Origin of the sequence: Brevundimonas sp. MF30-B, from assembly GCF_004683885.1 — a bacterium.
In the GTDB taxonomy this organism is placed as follows: domain Bacteria; phylum Pseudomonadota; class Alphaproteobacteria; order Caulobacterales; family Caulobacteraceae; genus Brevundimonas.
Genome location: NZ_CP038440.1, coordinates 1,170,167 through 1,186,324, shown reverse-complemented (window position 1 = coordinate 1,186,324; position 16,158 = coordinate 1,170,167). Strand labels below are relative to the sequence as shown.

The window sequence follows — 16,158 nt, the reverse complement described above, 5'->3', positions numbered from 1 at the left end:
TCAGACCCGGATCTCGATCAGCGGCGCCGCCGTCAGCCGCCCCGCCTCGAAGGTCTCCAGCGTCGCCTCCAGTCGATCGGTGTCGAACCGCACCGGCGTGTCGAACTCGAACCCCGCCGTCACCGCCGCGCCCATGGCCGGCGCGCTCGCCAGAGTGACCTGCCCGGTCGTCGGCGCAATCTCGACCTGATCCGCAGACAGCTCGACGCCACCGACCGCGACCCGCACCGTGCCCTCCACCGGCTTGGCGATATCGCGAACCACGTCGCCGTAGGCCTTCGTCAACTGGAAGGTCCGGCCTGCGCCGTCGCCGGTCCCGATCCGCTGGTCGGTCGCGCTTGGCGCCGCGCCCGGCGCGCTCGATCGATAGTCGGCGAAATCCCGGAAGCGGAACCCGTGCAGCCGGCCGCGCCGGGCTTCGAAAAAGGCCGTCAGAGCCGCCAGGTCGTCCAGCGAACGCAGACCCGCCCCGATCAGGTACCGCCGGCGACCCAGCGCCCACGGCGTGGACCGGCGCTCGAAGCCCGAAGCCAGCGTCAACACCTCGGTGCGCCGCTCTACCCCGCCGGTCGATCCGAACGCCAGCCGCGCCGGCAGCCGCACCTCATGAAACGCCTGATCCAGGGTCATGTCGTCTCCTCTTGTCTTGTGACGCGCCACAGCCTCGTCCATGCTCGCCGCACGGCCGGGGGTGGCCGGGACAATCGGAGGGCTTCCGCATGCGCGGAGAAATTCTCAGCTACGACGACGTGACCGGCACTGGTCTCATCAGCGGCGACGACGGCGTCCGCTACGGCTTCGAGCGCTCGGCCATCCATCCGCCGGGTGTCGCCCGCGTCGGCGTCCGCGCGGACTTCGCGCCGGACGGCTCGCGCGCCACCCAGATCATGATCCTGTCCGGCGCCGTGGGCGGCGAAGAGGCCCCCGTCTCCGACAAGATCGATTGGAAGGGCCTGTTCCTGTCCTTCAAGGGCCGGATTCGCCGCAAGCATTTCTGGATCGGCTGGGCCGTGCTGTTCGTGCTCGGCATCGTCTTCAGCTTCATGCCCGCCATCAGCTTCATCGCCGGCTTGATCCTGCTGGTTCCGCACTTCGCCATCGGCTTCAAACGCTTCCACGACATGGGCAAGCCCGGCTGGCTGGTCGTGATACCGTGGGTGCTCTGGTACGGCGCCTTTGGCCTGATGGTCTCGGCCTTCGGCATGCAGATCCTGACCAACCCCAACGCCATGTCGACCATGGACCCCGAGGTCCTGCTGGCCACCGGCGGTTCCGCCTTCGGCCTCATGGCCATCGCCGCCCTGGTCAGCCTGGCCTTCTGGCTCTGGATGGGCATCGGCAACAGCCAGCCCGGCGCCAACAAATACGGCCCCAACCCCAAGGGCGAGTAAGCGCTCTTCTAAAGCCGGCGCGCGCCCAAGGCCGTGGCGCGCGCCAGCATCTGGGCGATCTGCGCCTCAGACCGCATCAGGCCTGGGCCGCCGCCGTCCATTCGGATGTTGACGGTCACGCCTTGCCCCGCCGCCATCGGCTCGACGCTGCCGCCGCTCGCCGGACGAAACACTTCCGGCCCGCGCTCTCCGACCAGATAGGCGCCGCCGGCCACGACCGGTCCACCCTCGGCCCGCGTGCCGGAAAAGGCTCCGCCGACCGCCCGCGCCACCGCTTCCGCCAGACCCTGTCCACGCCCGCCGCCTGCCGCCGCATTGACCGCGTTCAGCACCGCCCGCGCCAGCTCGGCCAGCGTCACCTCGCCATCCGCCGCCGCCCGCGCCAGCGACCGGGTCAGGCTGTCGCCCGCCTTGCCGAACGCCTCGTCGATCGCATTGGCCGCCCGCTCCGCCGGCGCCTTCAGTCCCTCCAGCGCCGCCGCCGCCTCCGCCGCCTTCAGCGGGACGGCGTCCAGGCCGTCCGGTCGAAACGCATCACTCATCGGGCCACTGCTCCCTCATTCGATCCAATTCGGCGTGAGACATCGGCGCCCCGCCGCCCTCGACCTCGGTCAGCCAGCGGAATTCCCTCAGCGACAGCCGCCAGAAGCCCTCGGGCGAGACCCCCGCACTGGCCGCCGCCCGCATCATGTCCGCCCACGGTGTCACGGGACTGCGCTCCAGCAGTGAGCGACCGCGTCGCGAGCGATAGCGCCTAGCAACATGCCGCGAACGCCGCGGCCACAGCCTCGGCCGCCGCCTTCGGGTCGACCGACCGCGCCACAAGCTCCGCGTCCTCTTCCCCGCCGCCCCGCAACAGCGCCGCCAGCACCACCATCAGGTCCCGCGCCGACAACCGCCGCATCCGCTCGCCCAACGCCTCCAGCCCGTCCAGCGCCAGCCCCGTCTCGATCTCCGCCAGCGCGCCCAGCGTCAGGCACAGCCTTCGCCGCGCCCCGCCCAGCGTCACCGCGACCTCGCCCCGCGCCCCGTTCGCCGCCGTCACAGCGCGCTGAACTCCACCGGCCCCGCGCTGGCCAGGCTCAGGGCGAAACTGGCCTCGCCCTCGTGCTCGCCGGCGTATTCCAGCGCCGCCACCAGAAACGGCCCCTCCAGCACGCCGAAGTCCGGAACGATCAGCCGCCAGCGCTTGGCCGACTGCTCGAAGAAGCTCTCCCGGATCACGGCGTCCGAGGCCGCATCCCGAAACACGCCCTGCCCCGACACCGCCGCCGAGCGCACGCCCGCGCCCGCCAGCAGCTCGCGCCACCGCCCGGCGCTGTCCGCGTCGGTCACGTCCACGCTTCGCGCGTTCAGCGAGATGGTTCGCGCCCTCAGGCCCGCGACCGTCTCATAGACGCCCCCCGCGCCCTCGATCTTCAGCAGCATGTCCTTGCCGCGCTGCGCGCCCATGGCCGCCTCCTTTGATTTAGTGATGAGTGGCGAGTGACGAGTGACGAGCGATCACCGCCCGACCCGCCCGTCCCTCACGGCGCCGCGGGGCGCGCGTGACCTGTCTCGCCACTCGCCACTCATCACTCGCCACTCTCTTCCGTCACCGCCCGCAGGCGGATGACCGCATAGGCCCGGCCCAGGTCCGTCGCGCGGAAGGTCTCCACCAGGCTGACGCCCAGACTGACCGTCCGCACCCCGTCGGCCTCCAGCCGCGCATCCTCCAGCGCCGCACGCACCGCCGCCGCGACCGCCCGCGCCTCTTCCGCGCCCGAAAAGGTCGAGACGACCGTCAGGCTCAGCCGGTGCTCGACCGCCCCGCCGTCGGCCGCCACCGGCCGGCTGTCGCAAGCCCCGATCCGCACGTGGGGAAAGCCCGCGTCCTCCGGCGGCTGGTCCCAGATCCGCGCCGGCTCGCCCAGTAGGGCCGCCACGCTCGCATCCTCGCCCAGCCGCCGCACGATCCCGCGCACCAGCCCGTTCTGATGATCGCTCATCGGCGCCGCTCCAGCTCCAGCTTCAGACGCCCCGGACGGGCCGCGTCGGGCGCCAGGCAATCCAGCGTCCAGTCCGCTCCGCCAAAGCGCAGCACCTGGCCCACCGCCAGCCGCGGATCGGCCCGCGTCCCCGCGCTCAACGTCTCGGTCGCCCGCGCCGCGCCCGCTTCCGTCCGCGTGCGCCGCCGCCGGACCCCCAGCGCCAGCCACACCATCCCCGCCGGCTCATAGGTCGTGGCCCGCCCGCCGTAGGGGGTCACCGTCTCGACCGGGCTCAGCACCCGGGCCAACACCCTCATAGTCTCACCACGCGGTATGGCGCGATCCAGGCCTCCACCGGCCCGATCGCCATCTCGGCCTCGCCGCGCTCATAGGCGCGCAGCGTCAGCATCAGGATCGCCAGCCTCAGTGGCGCCGGGCTGGTCGACGTCAGGCTCAGGCCCACATCGCCCTCGACCCGCGCGCGCGCCGCATCGATCAGCGTCTGGATCAGCCCCTCCTCCGCGTCGTGCTCGACGCGCAGGAACAGCTTCGCCTCCGTGAGCGTCACGGGTGCGGTCATATGAATCTCGCTTTGCTCGATAGTGGCGAGTGACGAGTGGCGAGCCATCGCCAATCCCAGCTCTTCGCCTCGCCTATTCATGCCGACGCCAGCGACGAGCGGCTCTCGCCACTCGCCACTGACCACTCGCCACTCAGCGCGACTACGTCGCGCTGAACTTCATTACCTTGATCGCGTCGAAGTTCTGCACCCCGCCGCCGACCCGCTTGGTCGTGTAGAACAGCACATAGGGTTTGGCCGAGTAGGGGTCGCGCAGCACCCGCACCCCCGCCCGGTCGACGATCAGATAGCCCTTCTGAAAGTCGCCGAACGCGATCGACAGACTGTTGGCCGCGAGGTCCGGCATCGTCTCGATCTCGGTCACCGCATAGCCCAGCAGGCTCGCCGTCTCGCCCGCCCGCTGCGCCGGCTGCCAGATGTAGTTGCCGTCCGCGTCCTTGAACTTGCGCACGGCCGAGACCGTCTTGCGATTCATCACGAAGCGGCCGTTCGGTCGGTACTGGGCCTTGGGCGCATAGACCAGGTCGATCAGCTTGTCGGCCGGATTGGCCGCCGCGAATCCGCCCGCGGCGCCCGAGGCGACATAGCCGATCTGCCCCCAGGTCTGGGTCGCGTCCGCCACGGTCGTGTAGCTCAGGAAGCCGCGCGGCTTGTTCGTCCCGTCGCCGGTGACGAAGGCCTGCGTCTCTTGAGCGGCGAAGGCGTCCTCGACCTCGGCGGCCAGCCATTCGTCCAGGTCCACCAGCGCATCGTCCAGCAGGCTCTGCGTCGCCGCCGGATTGGCGTAGAGGTCGGCGGCCGGGAACTCCAGCAGCGCCAGGGTCGCCGGATCCGTCTCGGGACGCGCCGCCGTCTCGGCCACCCAGCCCGAAGCGATCCCCGCCGTCGACACCGGCTTTCTGAACACGCCCGAGGCCACCGTGCGCACCGTGGCGATCTCGCGTATGGGCGACCCCGCCATCAGCCGGCGCTCGATGGCCCGCTCCGTCTCCGGCGGCACGACATAGCCGCCCGAGTTCGCCGCCGACGACAGGCCCGCCTTCAGCTCCAGCCCCTGCACGCCGCCGGCGCGCAGATAGCCGTCCCAAGCCGCCTTAGCCTCCGGCGCGCTGGCCAGCCCGACCGGCTCGACCGCCTCCAGCGCCGGGCGCCGCGTGGCGCTGATCGCGCGATCCAGCCGCGCCTGCGCCGCCGAGACCGCCTGGTCGATGCGCGCCACCTTGGCCTCCAGCAGCGTGTCGGCGCAGGCCTTCTTCTCGATCTCGTCCAGCCGCGCGTCATTGGCCTGTTTGAAGGCCTCGAACGCCGTCATCATCTCGCGCACGGCCTCGCGCGCCTCCGGCTGAGCCGGGGCCTGTTTGGTCTCTTTCATGATATCTCCGGTTGAAGGAACCGCCGATCGCGGTTATTTTTCGGACGTGGGGAAGCTTGCCGAAATCGGAAAAACTCAGTCGGTGGGTGTCGGTCGCATGCCGACCCTGCTGGGACTTGCCAGCGTCGCCGTCCTGATCGTCTGTTTCACGCTCGCCATACAGCCTTGGGGTCATTGGTTCGCCATAGGTGGGAGCATCCTGTTTCTCCCGATCTGGCTGGCGAGCCTCGCTTGGCGAAACCACCAGGACGGCGGTCCCCCTATTCGCGATATCTTTCGCCAACGTCCATTGGCATCTGCTCTTAAGATTGTAGTTATGCTGATTATGTGGGCTAGTTATATTGCCCTCTTCTGGATTCAGCAGTCAGATGTTGTAACCTCTGATAATCGATTGTTGGTGACAGTCATTCATGGAACAGTCTTGATTATGATGACCACAATCTGGACCCCAGGTTTTTTGTTTGGATCAGCAAGAGATCGCTAGCGCACACGGGCAGGAGAAGCTGACAAGTTTGGCCGATCATGTCAGCGATCCAATCTTCGGAGGCTTATTCTGATGCGTTTCATCCCCATCGCCGTCGCGCTCGCGCTGTTGGCTCCGACCGCTGAGGCCCAAACGCCTGCCCCCGCTCCGCAAGCCGCCTCCAATCCCGCCCACGCCGCCGACGTCGCCTCCGCCGACGCCATCATCGCGGCCCTCTACGACGTCATCTCCGGAGATCAGGGCCAGGCTCGCGACTGGGACCGCTTCCGAACCCTGTTCCATCCCACCGGCCGGCTCATGCCCATCGGCCCGCTGCGCGACAGTCGTCGGAACCTGGGTCTTCTGACGCCGGAGCAGTACGTCGAGCGCGCCGGCCCCGGCCTGATCGGCCAGGGCTTCCACGAGCGCGAGATCGCCCGCCGCGTCGAACGCTTCGGCGGCCTGACCCACGTCTTCTCCACCTACGAGGCCCGCCGCGCCTCCACCGACGCCGAACCCTTCCTGCGCGGGATCAACTCCATCCAGCTGTTCGACGATGGCCAGCGTTGGTGGATCGTCTCCGTCTACTGGCAGGCCGAGGAGCCGTCCCTGCCCCTGCCGCCGCAATACCTGCCGGACTGACCGACCCGAAACCGCGCCCCCGGAAGCATGGGAAAGGTCACCAGCGACACTTCCCACAGGTCCACGGCGCTCAGCACGCGCAGCCGCCCGTCCCGCCTCGCCTTCGCCGCGCGAAAGCCGATCGACAGCCCGTCCAGCGCCCCTGCCCGCGCCATCGCCTGGGCGAAACGCGCCTCGGCCGACCAGTCCAGGATGCGGCCCTTGACCCTCAGGCCCCGGTCGTCCTCGATCATCTCGTCCCACACCCCTACCACTGCCCGGCCCTCGTGCTGGCTCAGCATCCTGACCCCGCCCGCCCCGGTCCGCGCCAGGCTCTGGGCGAACACGCCCTTCGCCGTCACGTCTCCGTTCAGATCGGCCTGGCCCCACAACGAGGCGTAGCCTTCGATGCGGAGTGCCCCGCCACTCATCTTCCCCCCTCCAGCCGTCGCTCGATCCGCTCCACGGCCGCGCGGGTCGCCACGCCCTGCTCCTCCAGCCGCGCCAGGCGCTCGGCCACCAGCCGCTGCTCGCCGACCCGCTGCTCCAGCGTCGCGATCCGCGCCGCCGCCCCGCCGGCCCACACCAGCCCTCCGACCGTCTGCACCACCAACGCGACGACCAGGGCCGCCGGCGCCTTCCTGAAGTCGCTCATGCCCCCAGCCCCGCCATGCGCCGTCTCTCCTCCGGCGTCAGAAAACTCGCCGCCTCCAGCCGCGCCCATAGGGCGTCGCGCTCGACCTGCAGCGCCGGGATGGCGTCCAGATCGGGCTCGATCCGACAACCGACGAACCGGCTTCCCAGCCATCCTGTCATCGCCCCCGACGCCTTCCTGACTAGCGGGATCACCGTCTGACGCCAGAAGGCCGCATTGGCCTCGCGATAGTTCGAATAGGTCGCGTCGCCCGGTATCCCCAGCAGCTGCGGCGGCACCCCGAACGCCAGGGCGATCTCGCGCGCGGCCGCGTGCTTGCCGGCGATGAAGTCCATGTCCGCGGGCGTCAGACTCATCGGCTTCCAGTCCAGCCCGCCTTCCAGCAGCAGCGGCCGCCCGGCGTTCGCCGCCCCGGAATGCGCCTCCGACAGCTCGGCCTTCAGCGCCTCGAACTGATCCGCCGTCAGCCGCTCCCCGTCCGCCGCGCCATAGACCAGCGCCCCCGAGGGCCGCGCCGCATTGTCCAGCAGCGCCTTGTTCCAGGCCCCGGCCGCATTGTGCGCATCCACCGCCATGGCCGCCGCCTCCAGCGGCGAAAAGCCATAGTGATCGTCCGTCGGATGAAACAGCTTCAACTGCATCACCGGCGACCAGCCGTCCGCCTGCCGCCCGATCCGCACCGCCCTGCCGCCGGCGGAATATTCATAGGCCTCGGGCCAGCCGTGCCGACCGGGCACCACCTTCACCCGATCCGGCCTCAGCGCCCACAGCTCATCGGGCGCGCCGTCGCCGTCCTGGTCGCCCGACGCCTCCAGATAGGCGTTGCCCGCCGTCTGCAGCGCCGCGAACACCTGCTCCATCAGCTCCGGTGCCGACTGTTCGGGATTGGGCTTGGCCAGAAGCCGGGCCAGCGGATGCTCATCGTCGCGCACCCCGTCCGCCAGCACCGCCAGCGGCGTCGACGCCGCCGCCTCCGCGATCATGCGGATGCAGCGATAGGCCACCGGGTTCCTGGCGAACCCCTCCCGCGCCAGCGCCGCATAGTCTCGCGGCGTCCATTGCGCCCGACCTGCGCCGCCGAGCGCTATGACCGCCCCTACCCGGCTTTCCTTGACCTCAGGCGCGCCCGCGCGCCGCCGACCGAACGGTCGTCGCCAATCCATGTGGTTCTCCCTATATCCGCCGTCACCCTCGGGCTTGACCCGAGGGCCCAGCCGCACGACGCCTGAACTCTGCCAGACTGAGTTCCCCCGCGCCGCCGCTGGATCCTCGGGTCAAGCCCGAGGATGACAGCGAGACAGGGTCACATCGCCCGCGCCCTCGGCGCCGCCCGCCCCGTCAGCAGCAGCTCCGTCAGCGCCCAGACCAGCGCATCGGCCCGGTCCGGGCTGCGCCGATGCTCGCTGGCGCCCAGGGCCATCAGCTCTTCCTCAAGCTCGGGAAAGGCCGCGCAGTGCACCACCCGCCCCTGCTCGTACAGTGCCGCGACCGGCTCGGCCCGCGCCCGCTTGGCCCGGCTGGCGTGAACCAGCTTGATCGGAGCCTCGCACCCCGCCTGGGCCAGCACGCTGCGCACCATCTCGCCGCCCTGATTGGCCTCCGCGATCACCTGGTTCGCTTCAAATTCCCTGGCCGCCTCAGCCACCCGCCGCGCCCAGCCCAGCGGCGACAGGCCCCGCGCCGAGCGATCCGCCAGCACATGGCCCACGCCGTCCCTGCGCCCCGCAACCACGATCCCGCAGGCGTCGCCGTGCGCGCTGGCCGGCGGATCCACCGCCACCACGATCCGGTCCAGCCGCGCCGGCCGGCTTCCCCGCGCCCGCGCCAGATCCTCGGCCCGGAACAGGGCGCCGTCGGCTTCCACGACCAGCCCCTCCATCTCCTGCGCCTCCAGCCGCGTCCCGGCGTAGAGCGCCTTCAGATGCTCCAAAAAGCCCGGCGCCAGATTGTCCGCATTGCCCGCCGTGGCCAGCCTCGCCGTGACTGCGCCCTCCTCCGCCAGCAGCCGCCTCAGGCTCGGGATCGGCCGCGGTGTGGTGGTGATCGCCAGCTTGGGATCAGCCCCCAGCCTCAGCCCGAACCTCAGGTTCGACAGCGTCGCCTCCGGGTTCCGCCAGGCGCAGAACTCGTCCGCCCAGGCCGCATGGAACTGCGGCCCCCTCAAACTGTCCGGGTCCTCGGCCGAGAAGGCGTAGGCCACGGCGCCCGACGGCCACACCAGCCGCCGCCGTCCTGCCTCCCAGCGCGGCCGGTTCTCGCGCCGTGCCTGCGCCTTCAGGCCTGACGGCCCCTCCACCATCACCTCGCGCACGTCGTGCAACGCCGGCCCGACCAGGGCGAAGGTGCGATCCGCCCGCTTCGCCAGCTGGCTCAGCCAGAAGGCGCCGGCGAAGGTCTTGCCCGACCCGCGTCCGCCCAGCAGCACCCAGGTCCGCCAGCCGTCTTCAAGCGGCCACGCCTGCCCGTCCGTCAGCCGCGGCGCGGTCTCCAGCAGCGCCCTCAGCCGCGACCGATCGGCCCGGCGCACCAGCTGAAGCGCCGCGTCCCTTGCGTTCGACGATCCCGCAAAGATGGTCGATGCGAGACTCCAGATCGTCGCGCAGTCGTCCGTCTTCGGCGTCGTCGATGATGTCATGGTCTTCGCGCATGTCGTCCTCTTGGGTGTCGCGGGCCTTGCGAAGCGGCGTGATCAGAGCGGCCACGGCCTTGGCCGCGCGGGCGATCACGTTCAGCGTGCGGCCGCGCTTGTCGACCTCGCCCAGCTCCGGCGCCGGGGCCGCCCTGGCGACGGCCAGCAGCTCGTCGGTCAGGCCCTTCAGCGTCTGGAACACCTCCTCCAGCCACGCCTCGGCCCGCCCCGCCTCTTCGCTTTTTCCCGTCATGCCCAGACCATAGCGGGCCAGCGTCCTCGGGCGCGCAAGTCGCCTCAGGAATCGAGAAACACCTTGTCGATCAGCAGCCTCGCCCGACCGACTGCGCGCTCAGCCGCGCTCGACCGCCCATTCCGGCGCTTCGAAGTCCAGCGCGTCCTCGGGCTCGGCCAGGCTCAGCTCGCTGATCGTCTGCCCGCGCACCGACACGCCCGCCGAATGGACCGTCTCGGGATCGCCCGACACCAGAGGGTGCCACGCCGCCAGCGGCCGCCCCTCATGCAGCCGGAGATAGGCGCAGGACTTGGGCATCCACTCCAGCGCCTCGATGTTGCCGGGCGTCAGCTTGATGCAGTCCGGCACCTGCGCCTTGCGGTTGGCGTAGTCGGAACAGGCGCAGACCTGCGGGTCGAACAGCCTGCAGTGCACCCGCGTCGGGATCACCTCGCCGGTGTCCTCGTCCTCGAACCGCACCACGCAGCACAGGCCGCACCCGTCGCACAGGCTCTCCCATTCGGCGGGGCTCATCTCCGCCAGGGTCTTGGTTTCCCAGAAAGGACGCATGCGCGGCCTCATAGCCGGCGATCCGGGCCGTGTCGCGGCGTTTCCGACATGGCGAGACGTCCCGCCTTGGCCTATATGCCCCGCCTCATGGCCGCTCGTCCCCCCCTCGTCGCTCTCAAGGATGTTCGTCTTCAGGACGGGCCGCGCCCGCTGTTCGACGGCGTCGACATGGCGCTGGAGCCGCGCAGCCGCGCCGCCCTGGTGGGCCGGAACGGAGCCGGCAAGTCGACCCTGATCAAGGTCGTCATGGGCCTGATCGAACCCGACAGCGGCGACCGCTCGGTCCAGGCCGGGGTGCGCTTCGCCTATGTGCCGCAGGAGCCGCCGATCACCGGCGACACCCTTTTGGACTACGCCGCCTCCGGCGAGGCCGAGCCCTGGACCGCCGAGGCCTGGCTGACCACCTTCGGCCTGGATCCCGCCAAGTCGACCCAGGGCCTGTCGGGCGGCGAGACCCGCCGCGCCGCGCTGGCCAAGGCCTTCGCCGAAGAGCCCGACCTGCTGCTGCTGGACGAGCCCACCAACCACCTCGACATCCTGGCCATCGAGCTTCTGGAGAAGGAGCTCTTGGCCGCCCGCTGCGCCGTGCTGGTCGTCAGCCACGACCGCGCCTTCCTGAACCGCGTCACCGACACGGTGCACTGGCTGGAAGGCCGACGCGTCCGCACCCTCAACAAGGGCTTCGACGCGTTCGACGACTGGTCCGCCAAGGTCATGGACGAAGAGGCCGAGTCGCTGCGCCGCCTCACCAAGAAAATCGAGGCCGAGACCTACACCTTCTACCGCTCCATCACCGCCCAGCGCACCCGCAACGAGGGCCGCGCCCGGGCGCTTCAGGCCATGCGCGCAGACCGCGCCGAGCGGGTCCGCGACCTGCCGCGCGAGCTGAACCTGGGCGTCGATTCCGGCGCCCTGTCCGGCAAGCTGGTGGCCGAGGTGAAGGGCGTCGCCAAACGCTTTGGCGAGCGCACCATCTTCAAGAGCCTGACCACCCGCGTCATGCGCGGCGACCGGCTGGGCATCGTTGGCCCCAACGGCGCGGGCAAGACCACCCTGGTCAAGGTGCTGCTGGGCGAGCTGGCGCCGGACGAAGGCTCGGTGCGCCTGGGGGCCAATCTGGAGCCCGTTTATCTGGATCAGTCGCGCGAGGGCCTGCGCTCGGACATGAGCCTGTGGGACGCCCTGACACCCGGCGGCGGCGACAGCATTCTGGTGCGCGGCCGCTCCATGCACGTCGCCGCCTACGCCAAGGACTTCCTGTTCCAGGAGGCGCAGCTGAAGCAGCCGATCTCGACCCTGTCGGGCGGCGAACGCAACCGCCTGCTCCTGGCCCGCGCCCTGGCCAAACCGGCCAATCTGCTGGTCCTCGACGAACCGACCAACGACCTGGACATGGACACGCTCGACAAGCTGGAAGAGCTGCTCGAGAGCTATGACGGCACCCTGATCCTGGTGTCGCACGACCGCGACTTCATCGACCGCCTCGCCACCTCGACCCTGGCCCTTAACGGCCGCGGCGACATCGTGGAGACCCCCGGCGGCTGGACCGACTTCGTGCGGCAAAACCCGGGCTTTCTCAGCGCTGGACCCCGCCCGCCGACCGACAGCCCGCGTCGGGTCGAGAAGGCGGAGCCTTCTGACCGCGCCCCCAGCAAGAAGGCGAAGCTGTCCTACAAGGACGCCCGGCGGCTGGAGGAAGTCGAGGGCCTGATGGAGAGCCTGCCCGGCGTCATCGCCCGGCACGACGCCACCCTGGCCGACCCCGACCTCTACGCCCGCGATCCCTCCGCCTTCGACCGCGCCATGAAGGCCGCCGACAAGGCCCGCGCCGACCTCGAGGCGGCCGAGCTTGAATGGCTGGAGCTTGAAGAGAAGAAGGCCGCTCTGGCGGGGTAATCAGCCGAGGCCGCTTTCCTGTGGACAGCGCAAGCCTCTGATCCGCCGCGGCGAATCGAAACCATCCACCGATGTCCACAGGCTTGCCCACCGCATCGGCTGCGTTTCCGCACAGCGCCGGAAGATCGGGTGCTTGCGTCATAGCGGCATCTGCGGGAACGTCAACAGGCCGAGGGACACGGCGGCGCGGAAAACCAGGGAGACCTGGAGTTCAAGCGGGTCGGTCCGGCTCTCTGATCAGGACGCTTCCTGAGGTCTTCGGACCGGATGAAGCGACCAGACAGGGCCCAGGCTCCCGAACCGAAGCGCCTCGGCGCCAGGTTCACGGAGAACCAGGCCGGGATCGACGGACGGCGCAGGGCTCACGCCCCGCGGAACGCCAGAGACCAGGAGCCGCCAGGATACAGCCGACCGCCATTCGGGTTCGCCCGACCGGCGCCCAGGCCAAGGTTCTGACCCTCAACGGCCAAGTCCAACCCGGACTTGGCGAGGGCGCGAGACCAACGGTTCGACCGGGGTCCCGCGCCCTCGCTCAATTCCGGCGTCCGCCACGACGCCCGGCGCGCTGCACACGCCGGCTTTCCAAGACCTCACCTGCATTCTAAGTCTCGGTCATGTCGCCCGTTTCCCCTCGAATCGGCCGTCGCGGCCTGATTGTGGGCGGCGCGGCCATCGGCCTGCTCGGCGCCTGCGGCCGCGGCACGGCGCCGACCGACTCCCAAGGGCGGGTGCGGCTGCGGCTGGCGCTGGACGCCCAGGCCGGCCTGGGTCAGGCGGGCGTCTTCCAGGCGCTGGCGTCCGGCGGCTTCGAAAAGCAGCGCCTTACGGTCGAGATGCTGAGCGGCGAAGGCGGCCTGGGCGAACGTCTGGCGGCCTCTGCGGCCGAACTGGCCCTGGCCTCCGACGGGCTGACGGCCCTGGACCTGGCCGCCCAGCGCGCGCCGGTGCGCGCCGTGGCCGCCTTCTTCCAGAAAAGCCCCCTGGCCTTCTTCGCGCGCGGCGCAGGCGGCCTGGCGTCGGCCGGCGATCTGCGCGACCGCCCCATACTGATCGACCCGGAGGATGCGCGCCTGCTGTGGCCCTGGCTGCGCGCCCGGTACGGACTCAGCGAGGACCAGCGCCAGCCGGCCGGCGTCGAGGGCTTCTTCGACGCCCCGCGGGCCGTGCTCGTGGGCGATCTGCTGACTGCGCCCGAGGCGGTGCTTCAGACCCGCCCCGCGATCCGCCTGGCCGCCGACGACGGCTATCCGCCCTATGGCGGCGCGCTTCTGGCTCCCACGGCCTTCGCGCGCGACAACGCCCGGGCCTTGCGCGGCTTCATCGCCGCCGTGGTCGAGGGTTGGCGCGACTATCTGCAGGGCGATCCCGGCGAGGCGCACGCCCTGATGCGCCGCTCGGCGCCCCAGCTGACGGAACGCGCCCAGTCGGCCGCCCGCGACCGGCTGAAGACCTTCGCCCTCGTCGACGGCGGCGACGCCGCCCTGTTCGGCCTGGGCGCCATGACCACCGAGCGCTGGGTCATGACGGGGGAAGCGGCGGTCCAGGCCGGCCTGTTCGCCTCGGCGCCCGCCCCGCGCGATCTCTTCACCGACGCCTATCTGCCCGGCCGAGGCTGAACCTGGACGTTAGCGGCGGATTAAGCCCGGCGCCGTACGCTCCGACGATCGCCCTTCGTCCTGTCGGAGCCGCCGTGCGTCGTCGCCTCGCCCTTATCGCCGCCGTCGCCGCCTGCGGCGTCGCCGCGCCCGCGCTCGCCCAGTCCAGCCAGGTCGGGGCCAACGGCCTGCGCTACCTGTCCTGGCCCGGCAAGGGCGCGGTCGCCGCACCGCAAGCCGCCGCTCCTGAGCCCGCGGCCCCTGTCGCCTCGTCGCCTGTGGTCGACGCCCCGGCGGCCCGGACCCTGCGCCCGCCGTCGGCGCGCTTGATCGCCCGCGCGCCCATGGCCGAGGCCCCGCGCCCGGGCCTGACGCCCGCGAGCGCCTGGCTGCCGCCGCGTGAGGCCCCGGCCGTCGTCTATTCCACGCCGGCTGAGACGGCCTATGCGCCGCCGCCGCTCACCGCCGCCGCCGCCCCGATGCATGAGGTCGTCCGCGAGGCCGCGCCCGCGCCCGTCCCCGTTCCGGCCTACGCGCCGCCGCCGGCGCCCATCCCCGAACCCGTGCGTGAGACGGCCCGAGAAGCCGCCCCGCTGCGCGAAGCGGCGCCGGCCGCCGACCCCGCCTACGACCCCATGGCTCCGCGCCGCGACGCGCCGATCTTCCGCCTGCAGCGCCCGGCCGCCGAGACCGGCGCGCCGCCAGCTTCCGCGCCGCCCGCCGAGCATGCACCCCCGCAGGCCGCTCAAGCCCCGGCCCAGGCCGCCCCACAGCCGCGCGTCATCGCCGGCGCTGCGGGCCAGGGCTCGCGCTACTACTCCCTGCACCGTCAGGCCGGCCGCCAGCCCGATTCCGTGCCGACCCCGCCGCCGGTCTATCTCGACGCCCTGCCGGTGCAGATGGACGAGATTCCATCGTCCGGCGACCTCGCCGCCCCGCCTGAGCCGCCGCCCCTGTATCGCGACGCCCAGGGCCGGGTGCGCGCCGCGCCGCAGGTCGAGGCGGATTTCATTCCATGAGCGAGGCCGTCGCTGAAGTCGCCGCCAGTCTGGGCACGCGGCTGCCCGACCTGATCGAACTCGCCCGCGAGCCGTCCAGCGAGAAGCGCCGCGCCCTGCTGAGGGAGCTTACCGAGCACTTCTTCGGGTCGCCCGACCGCACGGCGGCCGAGGCCGAACTGTACGGCCAGGTCCTGAGCCAGCTCGCCTCGGAAATGGAGACGGCCGTGCGCGCCGAACTGGCCCGGCGGTTCGCCGACGCTCTGGAGGCGCCGCCCTATCTGATCCGCACCCTGTCGCGCGACGACGCGGCTGTGGCCCAGTCCGTGTTGCGCTCGTCCCCCGTGCTCACGGACGCCGACCTCATCGAGGTGATCGGGCGCCGGTCGCAGTTGCACATCCGCGCGGTGTCCCAGCGCGAGGTCGTGTCAGAAGCCGTGTCCGACGCCATCGTGGCCCACGGGGACGACGAGACGCTGAACGTCCTTCTGCGCAACGACGGCGCCCGCCTGTCGCGCGACGCCTCCGAACAGGCCGTCGAGCGCGCCTTGGTCAATCCGGCCCTGCACGAAGCGACGGTGGCGCGAAAGGCCCTGCCGATCGATCTGCTGAATGAAATGTATTTCGTCGTCGAGCAGCGCCTCCGCCATCAGATCCTGGAGCAGAACGCCCGATTGGATCCCGCGCTGCTGGAGAGCGCCCTGGCGGCCGGGCGCACCCGCGTCGCCACCGAAGACGGCGTCCTGCCGGCCGATTATGCGGAGTGTGTCAGCTATGTCGAAGAGTTGCGCGCCGCCAATCAGCTGACGCCTCAGATGCTGGCCCGCTTCCTGCGGTCGGGCAGCCGCACGGCCTTCTACATCGCCCTCGCCCAGCTGGCCGACATCGATTTCCACACCGCGCGCCAGATCGTCGAGCGGCGCGAGTTGGACGCCTTGGCCGTGGTCTGCAAGGCGGCGGATCTCGACCGCTCGCTCTTCCTGACCTACGCCGTCGCCCTGCTCAACACCGAGGGCGACGCCATGGCCAAGGCGCACGCCTACGCCCGCATGTACGCCGAGCTTAAACGCGAGGCGGCGCTGCGCACCCTGCGCTTCTGGCGGCTGCGTCGCGAAGCGCAAGCCGCCTGATCCGCACATGAAAACGCCCGCCTCCCTTGCGGGAAGCGGGCGTTTCTCGATCT

22 protein-coding genes are annotated in these 16,158 nt (G+C 70.9%); 7 read left to right on the top strand and 15 right to left on the bottom strand.

What is annotated here, in order from left to right:
- Entirely contained in the window at positions 1–630 is a 630-nt protein-coding gene (locus tag E4M01_RS06000) for a DUF2460 domain-containing protein (RefSeq protein WP_135061763.1), read from the bottom strand.
- Positions 631–719: 89 nt separating this feature from the next.
- Between E4M01_RS06000 and E4M01_RS05995 the strand changes: the two genes are divergently transcribed.
- Positions 720–1,391: a DUF805 domain-containing protein gene (locus E4M01_RS05995; protein WP_135061764.1), complete on the top strand. Its 672-nt coding sequence runs from the start codon at positions 720–722 to the stop codon at positions 1,389–1,391.
- Positions 1,392–1,399: 8 nt separating this feature from the next.
- Here the strand turns inward: E4M01_RS05995 and E4M01_RS05990 are convergent, their stop codons facing one another.
- The 8 genes from E4M01_RS05990 to E4M01_RS05955 all read right to left on the bottom strand — a co-directional run bounded on the left by E4M01_RS05990 (position 1,400) and on the right by E4M01_RS05955 (position 5,313).
- Complete coding sequence (locus E4M01_RS05990) at positions 1,400–1,933, bottom strand: phage tail tape measure protein (RefSeq protein ID WP_135061765.1); 534 nt, start codon at positions 1,931–1,933, stop codon at positions 1,400–1,402.
- Positions 1,926–2,099: a phage tail assembly chaperone gene (locus E4M01_RS05985; protein ID WP_245158156.1), complete on the bottom strand. Its 174-nt coding sequence runs from the start codon at positions 2,097–2,099 to the stop codon at positions 1,926–1,928. Before E4M01_RS05985 ends, E4M01_RS05990 begins: the two co-directional genes overlap by 8 nt.
- A gap of 46 nt (positions 2,100–2,145) precedes the next feature.
- A complete protein-coding gene (locus tag E4M01_RS05980) occupies positions 2,146–2,436 on the bottom strand; it encodes a GTA-gp10 family protein (protein WP_135061766.1) in 291 nt (96 codons plus the stop codon).
- Positions 2,433–2,843 carry a phage major tail protein, TP901-1 family gene (locus tag E4M01_RS05975; RefSeq protein WP_135061767.1) on the bottom strand — a complete coding sequence of 137 codons (411 nt, stop codon included), beginning with the start codon at positions 2,841–2,843 and terminating at the stop codon, positions 2,433–2,435. Before E4M01_RS05975 ends, E4M01_RS05980 begins: the two co-directional genes overlap by 4 nt.
- A gap of 122 nt (positions 2,844–2,965) precedes the next feature.
- A complete protein-coding gene (locus E4M01_RS05970; RefSeq protein ID WP_135061768.1) occupies positions 2,966–3,379 on the bottom strand; it encodes a DUF3168 domain-containing protein in 414 nt (137 codons plus the stop codon).
- Positions 3,376–3,678, bottom strand: a complete 303-nt coding sequence (locus E4M01_RS05965; RefSeq protein ID WP_135061769.1) for a head-tail adaptor protein — start codon at positions 3,676–3,678, stop codon at positions 3,376–3,378. Before E4M01_RS05965 ends, E4M01_RS05970 begins: the two co-directional genes overlap by 4 nt.
- Positions 3,675–3,941 carry a head-tail connector protein gene (locus E4M01_RS05960; protein ID WP_135061770.1) on the bottom strand — a complete coding sequence of 89 codons (267 nt, stop codon included), beginning with the start codon at positions 3,939–3,941 and terminating at the stop codon, positions 3,675–3,677. Before E4M01_RS05960 ends, E4M01_RS05965 begins: the two co-directional genes overlap by 4 nt.
- 142 nt (positions 3,942–4,083) lie before the next feature.
- Positions 4,084–5,313, bottom strand: a complete 1,230-nt coding sequence (locus E4M01_RS05955) for a phage major capsid protein (protein ID WP_135061771.1) — start codon at positions 5,311–5,313, stop codon at positions 4,084–4,086.
- Here E4M01_RS05955 and E4M01_RS05950 point away from each other — a divergent pair.
- The gene (locus E4M01_RS05950) at positions 5,312–5,797 is read left to right on the top strand and encodes a hypothetical protein (protein WP_135061772.1); all 486 of its coding nucleotides are present in this window, start codon (positions 5,312–5,314) and stop codon (positions 5,795–5,797) included. The genes E4M01_RS05955 and E4M01_RS05950 overlap by 2 nt on opposite strands.
- 72 nt (positions 5,798–5,869) lie before the next feature.
- Positions 5,870–6,418, top strand: a complete 549-nt coding sequence (locus E4M01_RS05945) for a hypothetical protein (protein WP_135061773.1) — start codon at positions 5,870–5,872, stop codon at positions 6,416–6,418.
- Here E4M01_RS05945 and E4M01_RS05940 read toward each other — a convergent pair.
- The 6 genes from E4M01_RS05940 to E4M01_RS05915 form a co-directional block, all read right to left on the bottom strand.
- A complete protein-coding gene (locus E4M01_RS05940) occupies positions 6,361–6,828 on the bottom strand; it encodes an HK97 family phage prohead protease (RefSeq protein ID WP_135061774.1) in 468 nt (155 codons plus the stop codon). The two genes, E4M01_RS05945 and E4M01_RS05940, sit on opposite strands and share 58 nt — an antisense overlap.
- The gene (locus tag E4M01_RS05935; protein WP_135061775.1) at positions 6,825–7,052 is read right to left on the bottom strand and encodes a hypothetical protein; all 228 of its coding nucleotides are present in this window, start codon (positions 7,050–7,052) and stop codon (positions 6,825–6,827) included. The genes E4M01_RS05940 and E4M01_RS05935 overlap by 4 nt, the downstream gene beginning before the upstream one ends.
- Positions 7,049–8,215, bottom strand: a complete 1,167-nt coding sequence (locus E4M01_RS05930) for a phage portal protein (protein ID WP_135061776.1) — start codon at positions 8,213–8,215, stop codon at positions 7,049–7,051. Before E4M01_RS05930 ends, E4M01_RS05935 begins: the two co-directional genes overlap by 4 nt.
- A 140-nt stretch (positions 8,216–8,355) precedes the next feature.
- Entirely contained in the window at positions 8,356–9,579 is a 1,224-nt protein-coding gene (locus E4M01_RS05925) for a DNA-packaging protein (protein ID WP_245158157.1), read from the bottom strand.
- On the bottom strand, positions 9,497–9,934 hold the full coding sequence (locus tag E4M01_RS14400; RefSeq protein ID WP_135061777.1) for a hypothetical protein: 438 nt from the start codon (positions 9,932–9,934) through the stop codon (positions 9,497–9,499). The genes E4M01_RS05925 and E4M01_RS14400 overlap by 83 nt, the downstream gene beginning before the upstream one ends.
- 99 nt (positions 9,935–10,033) lie before the next feature.
- Positions 10,034–10,498 (bottom strand): YcgN family cysteine cluster protein, encoded by a 465-nt coding sequence (locus E4M01_RS05915; protein ID WP_135061778.1) that lies wholly within the window; start codon positions 10,496–10,498, stop codon positions 10,034–10,036.
- 75 nt (positions 10,499–10,573) lie between these two features.
- On the opposite strand from E4M01_RS05915, the gene E4M01_RS05910 reads away from it, so the two are divergent.
- The 4 genes from E4M01_RS05910 (at position 10,574) to E4M01_RS05895 (ending at position 16,105) form a co-directional block, all read left to right on the top strand.
- A complete protein-coding gene (locus tag E4M01_RS05910) occupies positions 10,574–12,382 on the top strand; it encodes an ABC-F family ATP-binding cassette domain-containing protein (RefSeq protein ID WP_135062694.1) in 1,809 nt (602 codons plus the stop codon).
- Positions 12,383–12,996: 614 nt separating this feature from the next.
- Positions 12,997–13,998, top strand: coding sequence for an ABC transporter substrate-binding protein (locus E4M01_RS05905; protein ID WP_135061779.1), 1,002 nt, complete (start codon positions 12,997–12,999; stop codon positions 13,996–13,998).
- A gap of 74 nt (positions 13,999–14,072) precedes the next feature.
- A complete protein-coding gene (locus E4M01_RS05900) occupies positions 14,073–14,996 on the top strand; it encodes a hypothetical protein (protein WP_135061780.1) in 924 nt (307 codons plus the stop codon).
- Complete coding sequence (locus E4M01_RS05895; protein ID WP_135061781.1) at positions 14,993–16,105, top strand: DUF2336 domain-containing protein; 1,113 nt, start codon at positions 14,993–14,995, stop codon at positions 16,103–16,105. The genes E4M01_RS05900 and E4M01_RS05895 overlap by 4 nt, the downstream gene beginning before the upstream one ends.
- Positions 16,106–16,158: the final 53 nt, after the last annotated feature.

Coding starts and splice junctions, on each gene's coding strand:
- E4M01_RS05970 (WP_135061768.1), bottom strand. CDS start 3,379: ATGAGCGATCATCAGAACGGGCTGGTGCGCGGGATCGTGCGGCGGCTG.
- E4M01_RS06000 (WP_135061763.1), bottom strand. CDS start 630: ATGACCCTGGATCAGGCGTTTCATGAGGTGCGGCTGCCGGCGCGGCTG.
- E4M01_RS05940 (WP_135061774.1), bottom strand. CDS start 6,828: ATGAGTGGCGGGGCACTCCGCATCGAAGGCTACGCCTCGTTGTGGGGC.
- E4M01_RS05995 (WP_135061764.1), top strand. CDS start 720: ATGCGCGGAGAAATTCTCAGCTACGACGACGTGACCGGCACTGGTCTC.
- E4M01_RS05950 (WP_135061772.1), top strand. CDS start 5,312: ATGATATCTCCGGTTGAAGGAACCGCCGATCGCGGTTATTTTTCGGAC.
- E4M01_RS05910 (WP_135062694.1), top strand. CDS start 10,574: ATGGCCGCTCGTCCCCCCCTCGTCGCTCTCAAGGATGTTCGTCTTCAG.
- E4M01_RS05965 (WP_135061769.1), bottom strand. CDS start 3,678: ATGAGGGTGTTGGCCCGGGTGCTGAGCCCGGTCGAGACGGTGACCCCC.
- E4M01_RS05945 (WP_135061773.1), top strand. CDS start 5,870: ATGCGTTTCATCCCCATCGCCGTCGCGCTCGCGCTGTTGGCTCCGACC.
- E4M01_RS05990 (WP_135061765.1), bottom strand. CDS start 1,933: ATGAGTGATGCGTTTCGACCGGACGGCCTGGACGCCGTCCCGCTGAAG.
- E4M01_RS05975 (WP_135061767.1), bottom strand. CDS start 2,843: ATGGGCGCGCAGCGCGGCAAGGACATGCTGCTGAAGATCGAGGGCGCG.
- E4M01_RS05895 (WP_135061781.1), top strand. CDS start 14,993: ATGAGCGAGGCCGTCGCTGAAGTCGCCGCCAGTCTGGGCACGCGGCTG.
- E4M01_RS05960 (WP_135061770.1), bottom strand. CDS start 3,941: ATGACCGCACCCGTGACGCTCACGGAGGCGAAGCTGTTCCTGCGCGTC.
- E4M01_RS05930 (WP_135061776.1), bottom strand. CDS start 8,215: ATGGATTGGCGACGACCGTTCGGTCGGCGGCGCGCGGGCGCGCCTGAG.
- E4M01_RS05905 (WP_135061779.1), top strand. CDS start 12,997: ATGTCGCCCGTTTCCCCTCGAATCGGCCGTCGCGGCCTGATTGTGGGC.
- E4M01_RS05935 (WP_135061775.1), bottom strand. CDS start 7,052: ATGAGCGACTTCAGGAAGGCGCCGGCGGCCCTGGTCGTCGCGTTGGTG.
- E4M01_RS05955 (WP_135061771.1), bottom strand. CDS start 5,313: ATGAAAGAGACCAAACAGGCCCCGGCTCAGCCGGAGGCGCGCGAGGCC.
- E4M01_RS14400 (WP_135061777.1), bottom strand. CDS start 9,934: ATGACGGGAAAAAGCGAAGAGGCGGGGCGGGCCGAGGCGTGGCTGGAG.
- E4M01_RS05915 (WP_135061778.1), bottom strand. CDS start 10,498: ATGAGGCCGCGCATGCGTCCTTTCTGGGAAACCAAGACCCTGGCGGAG.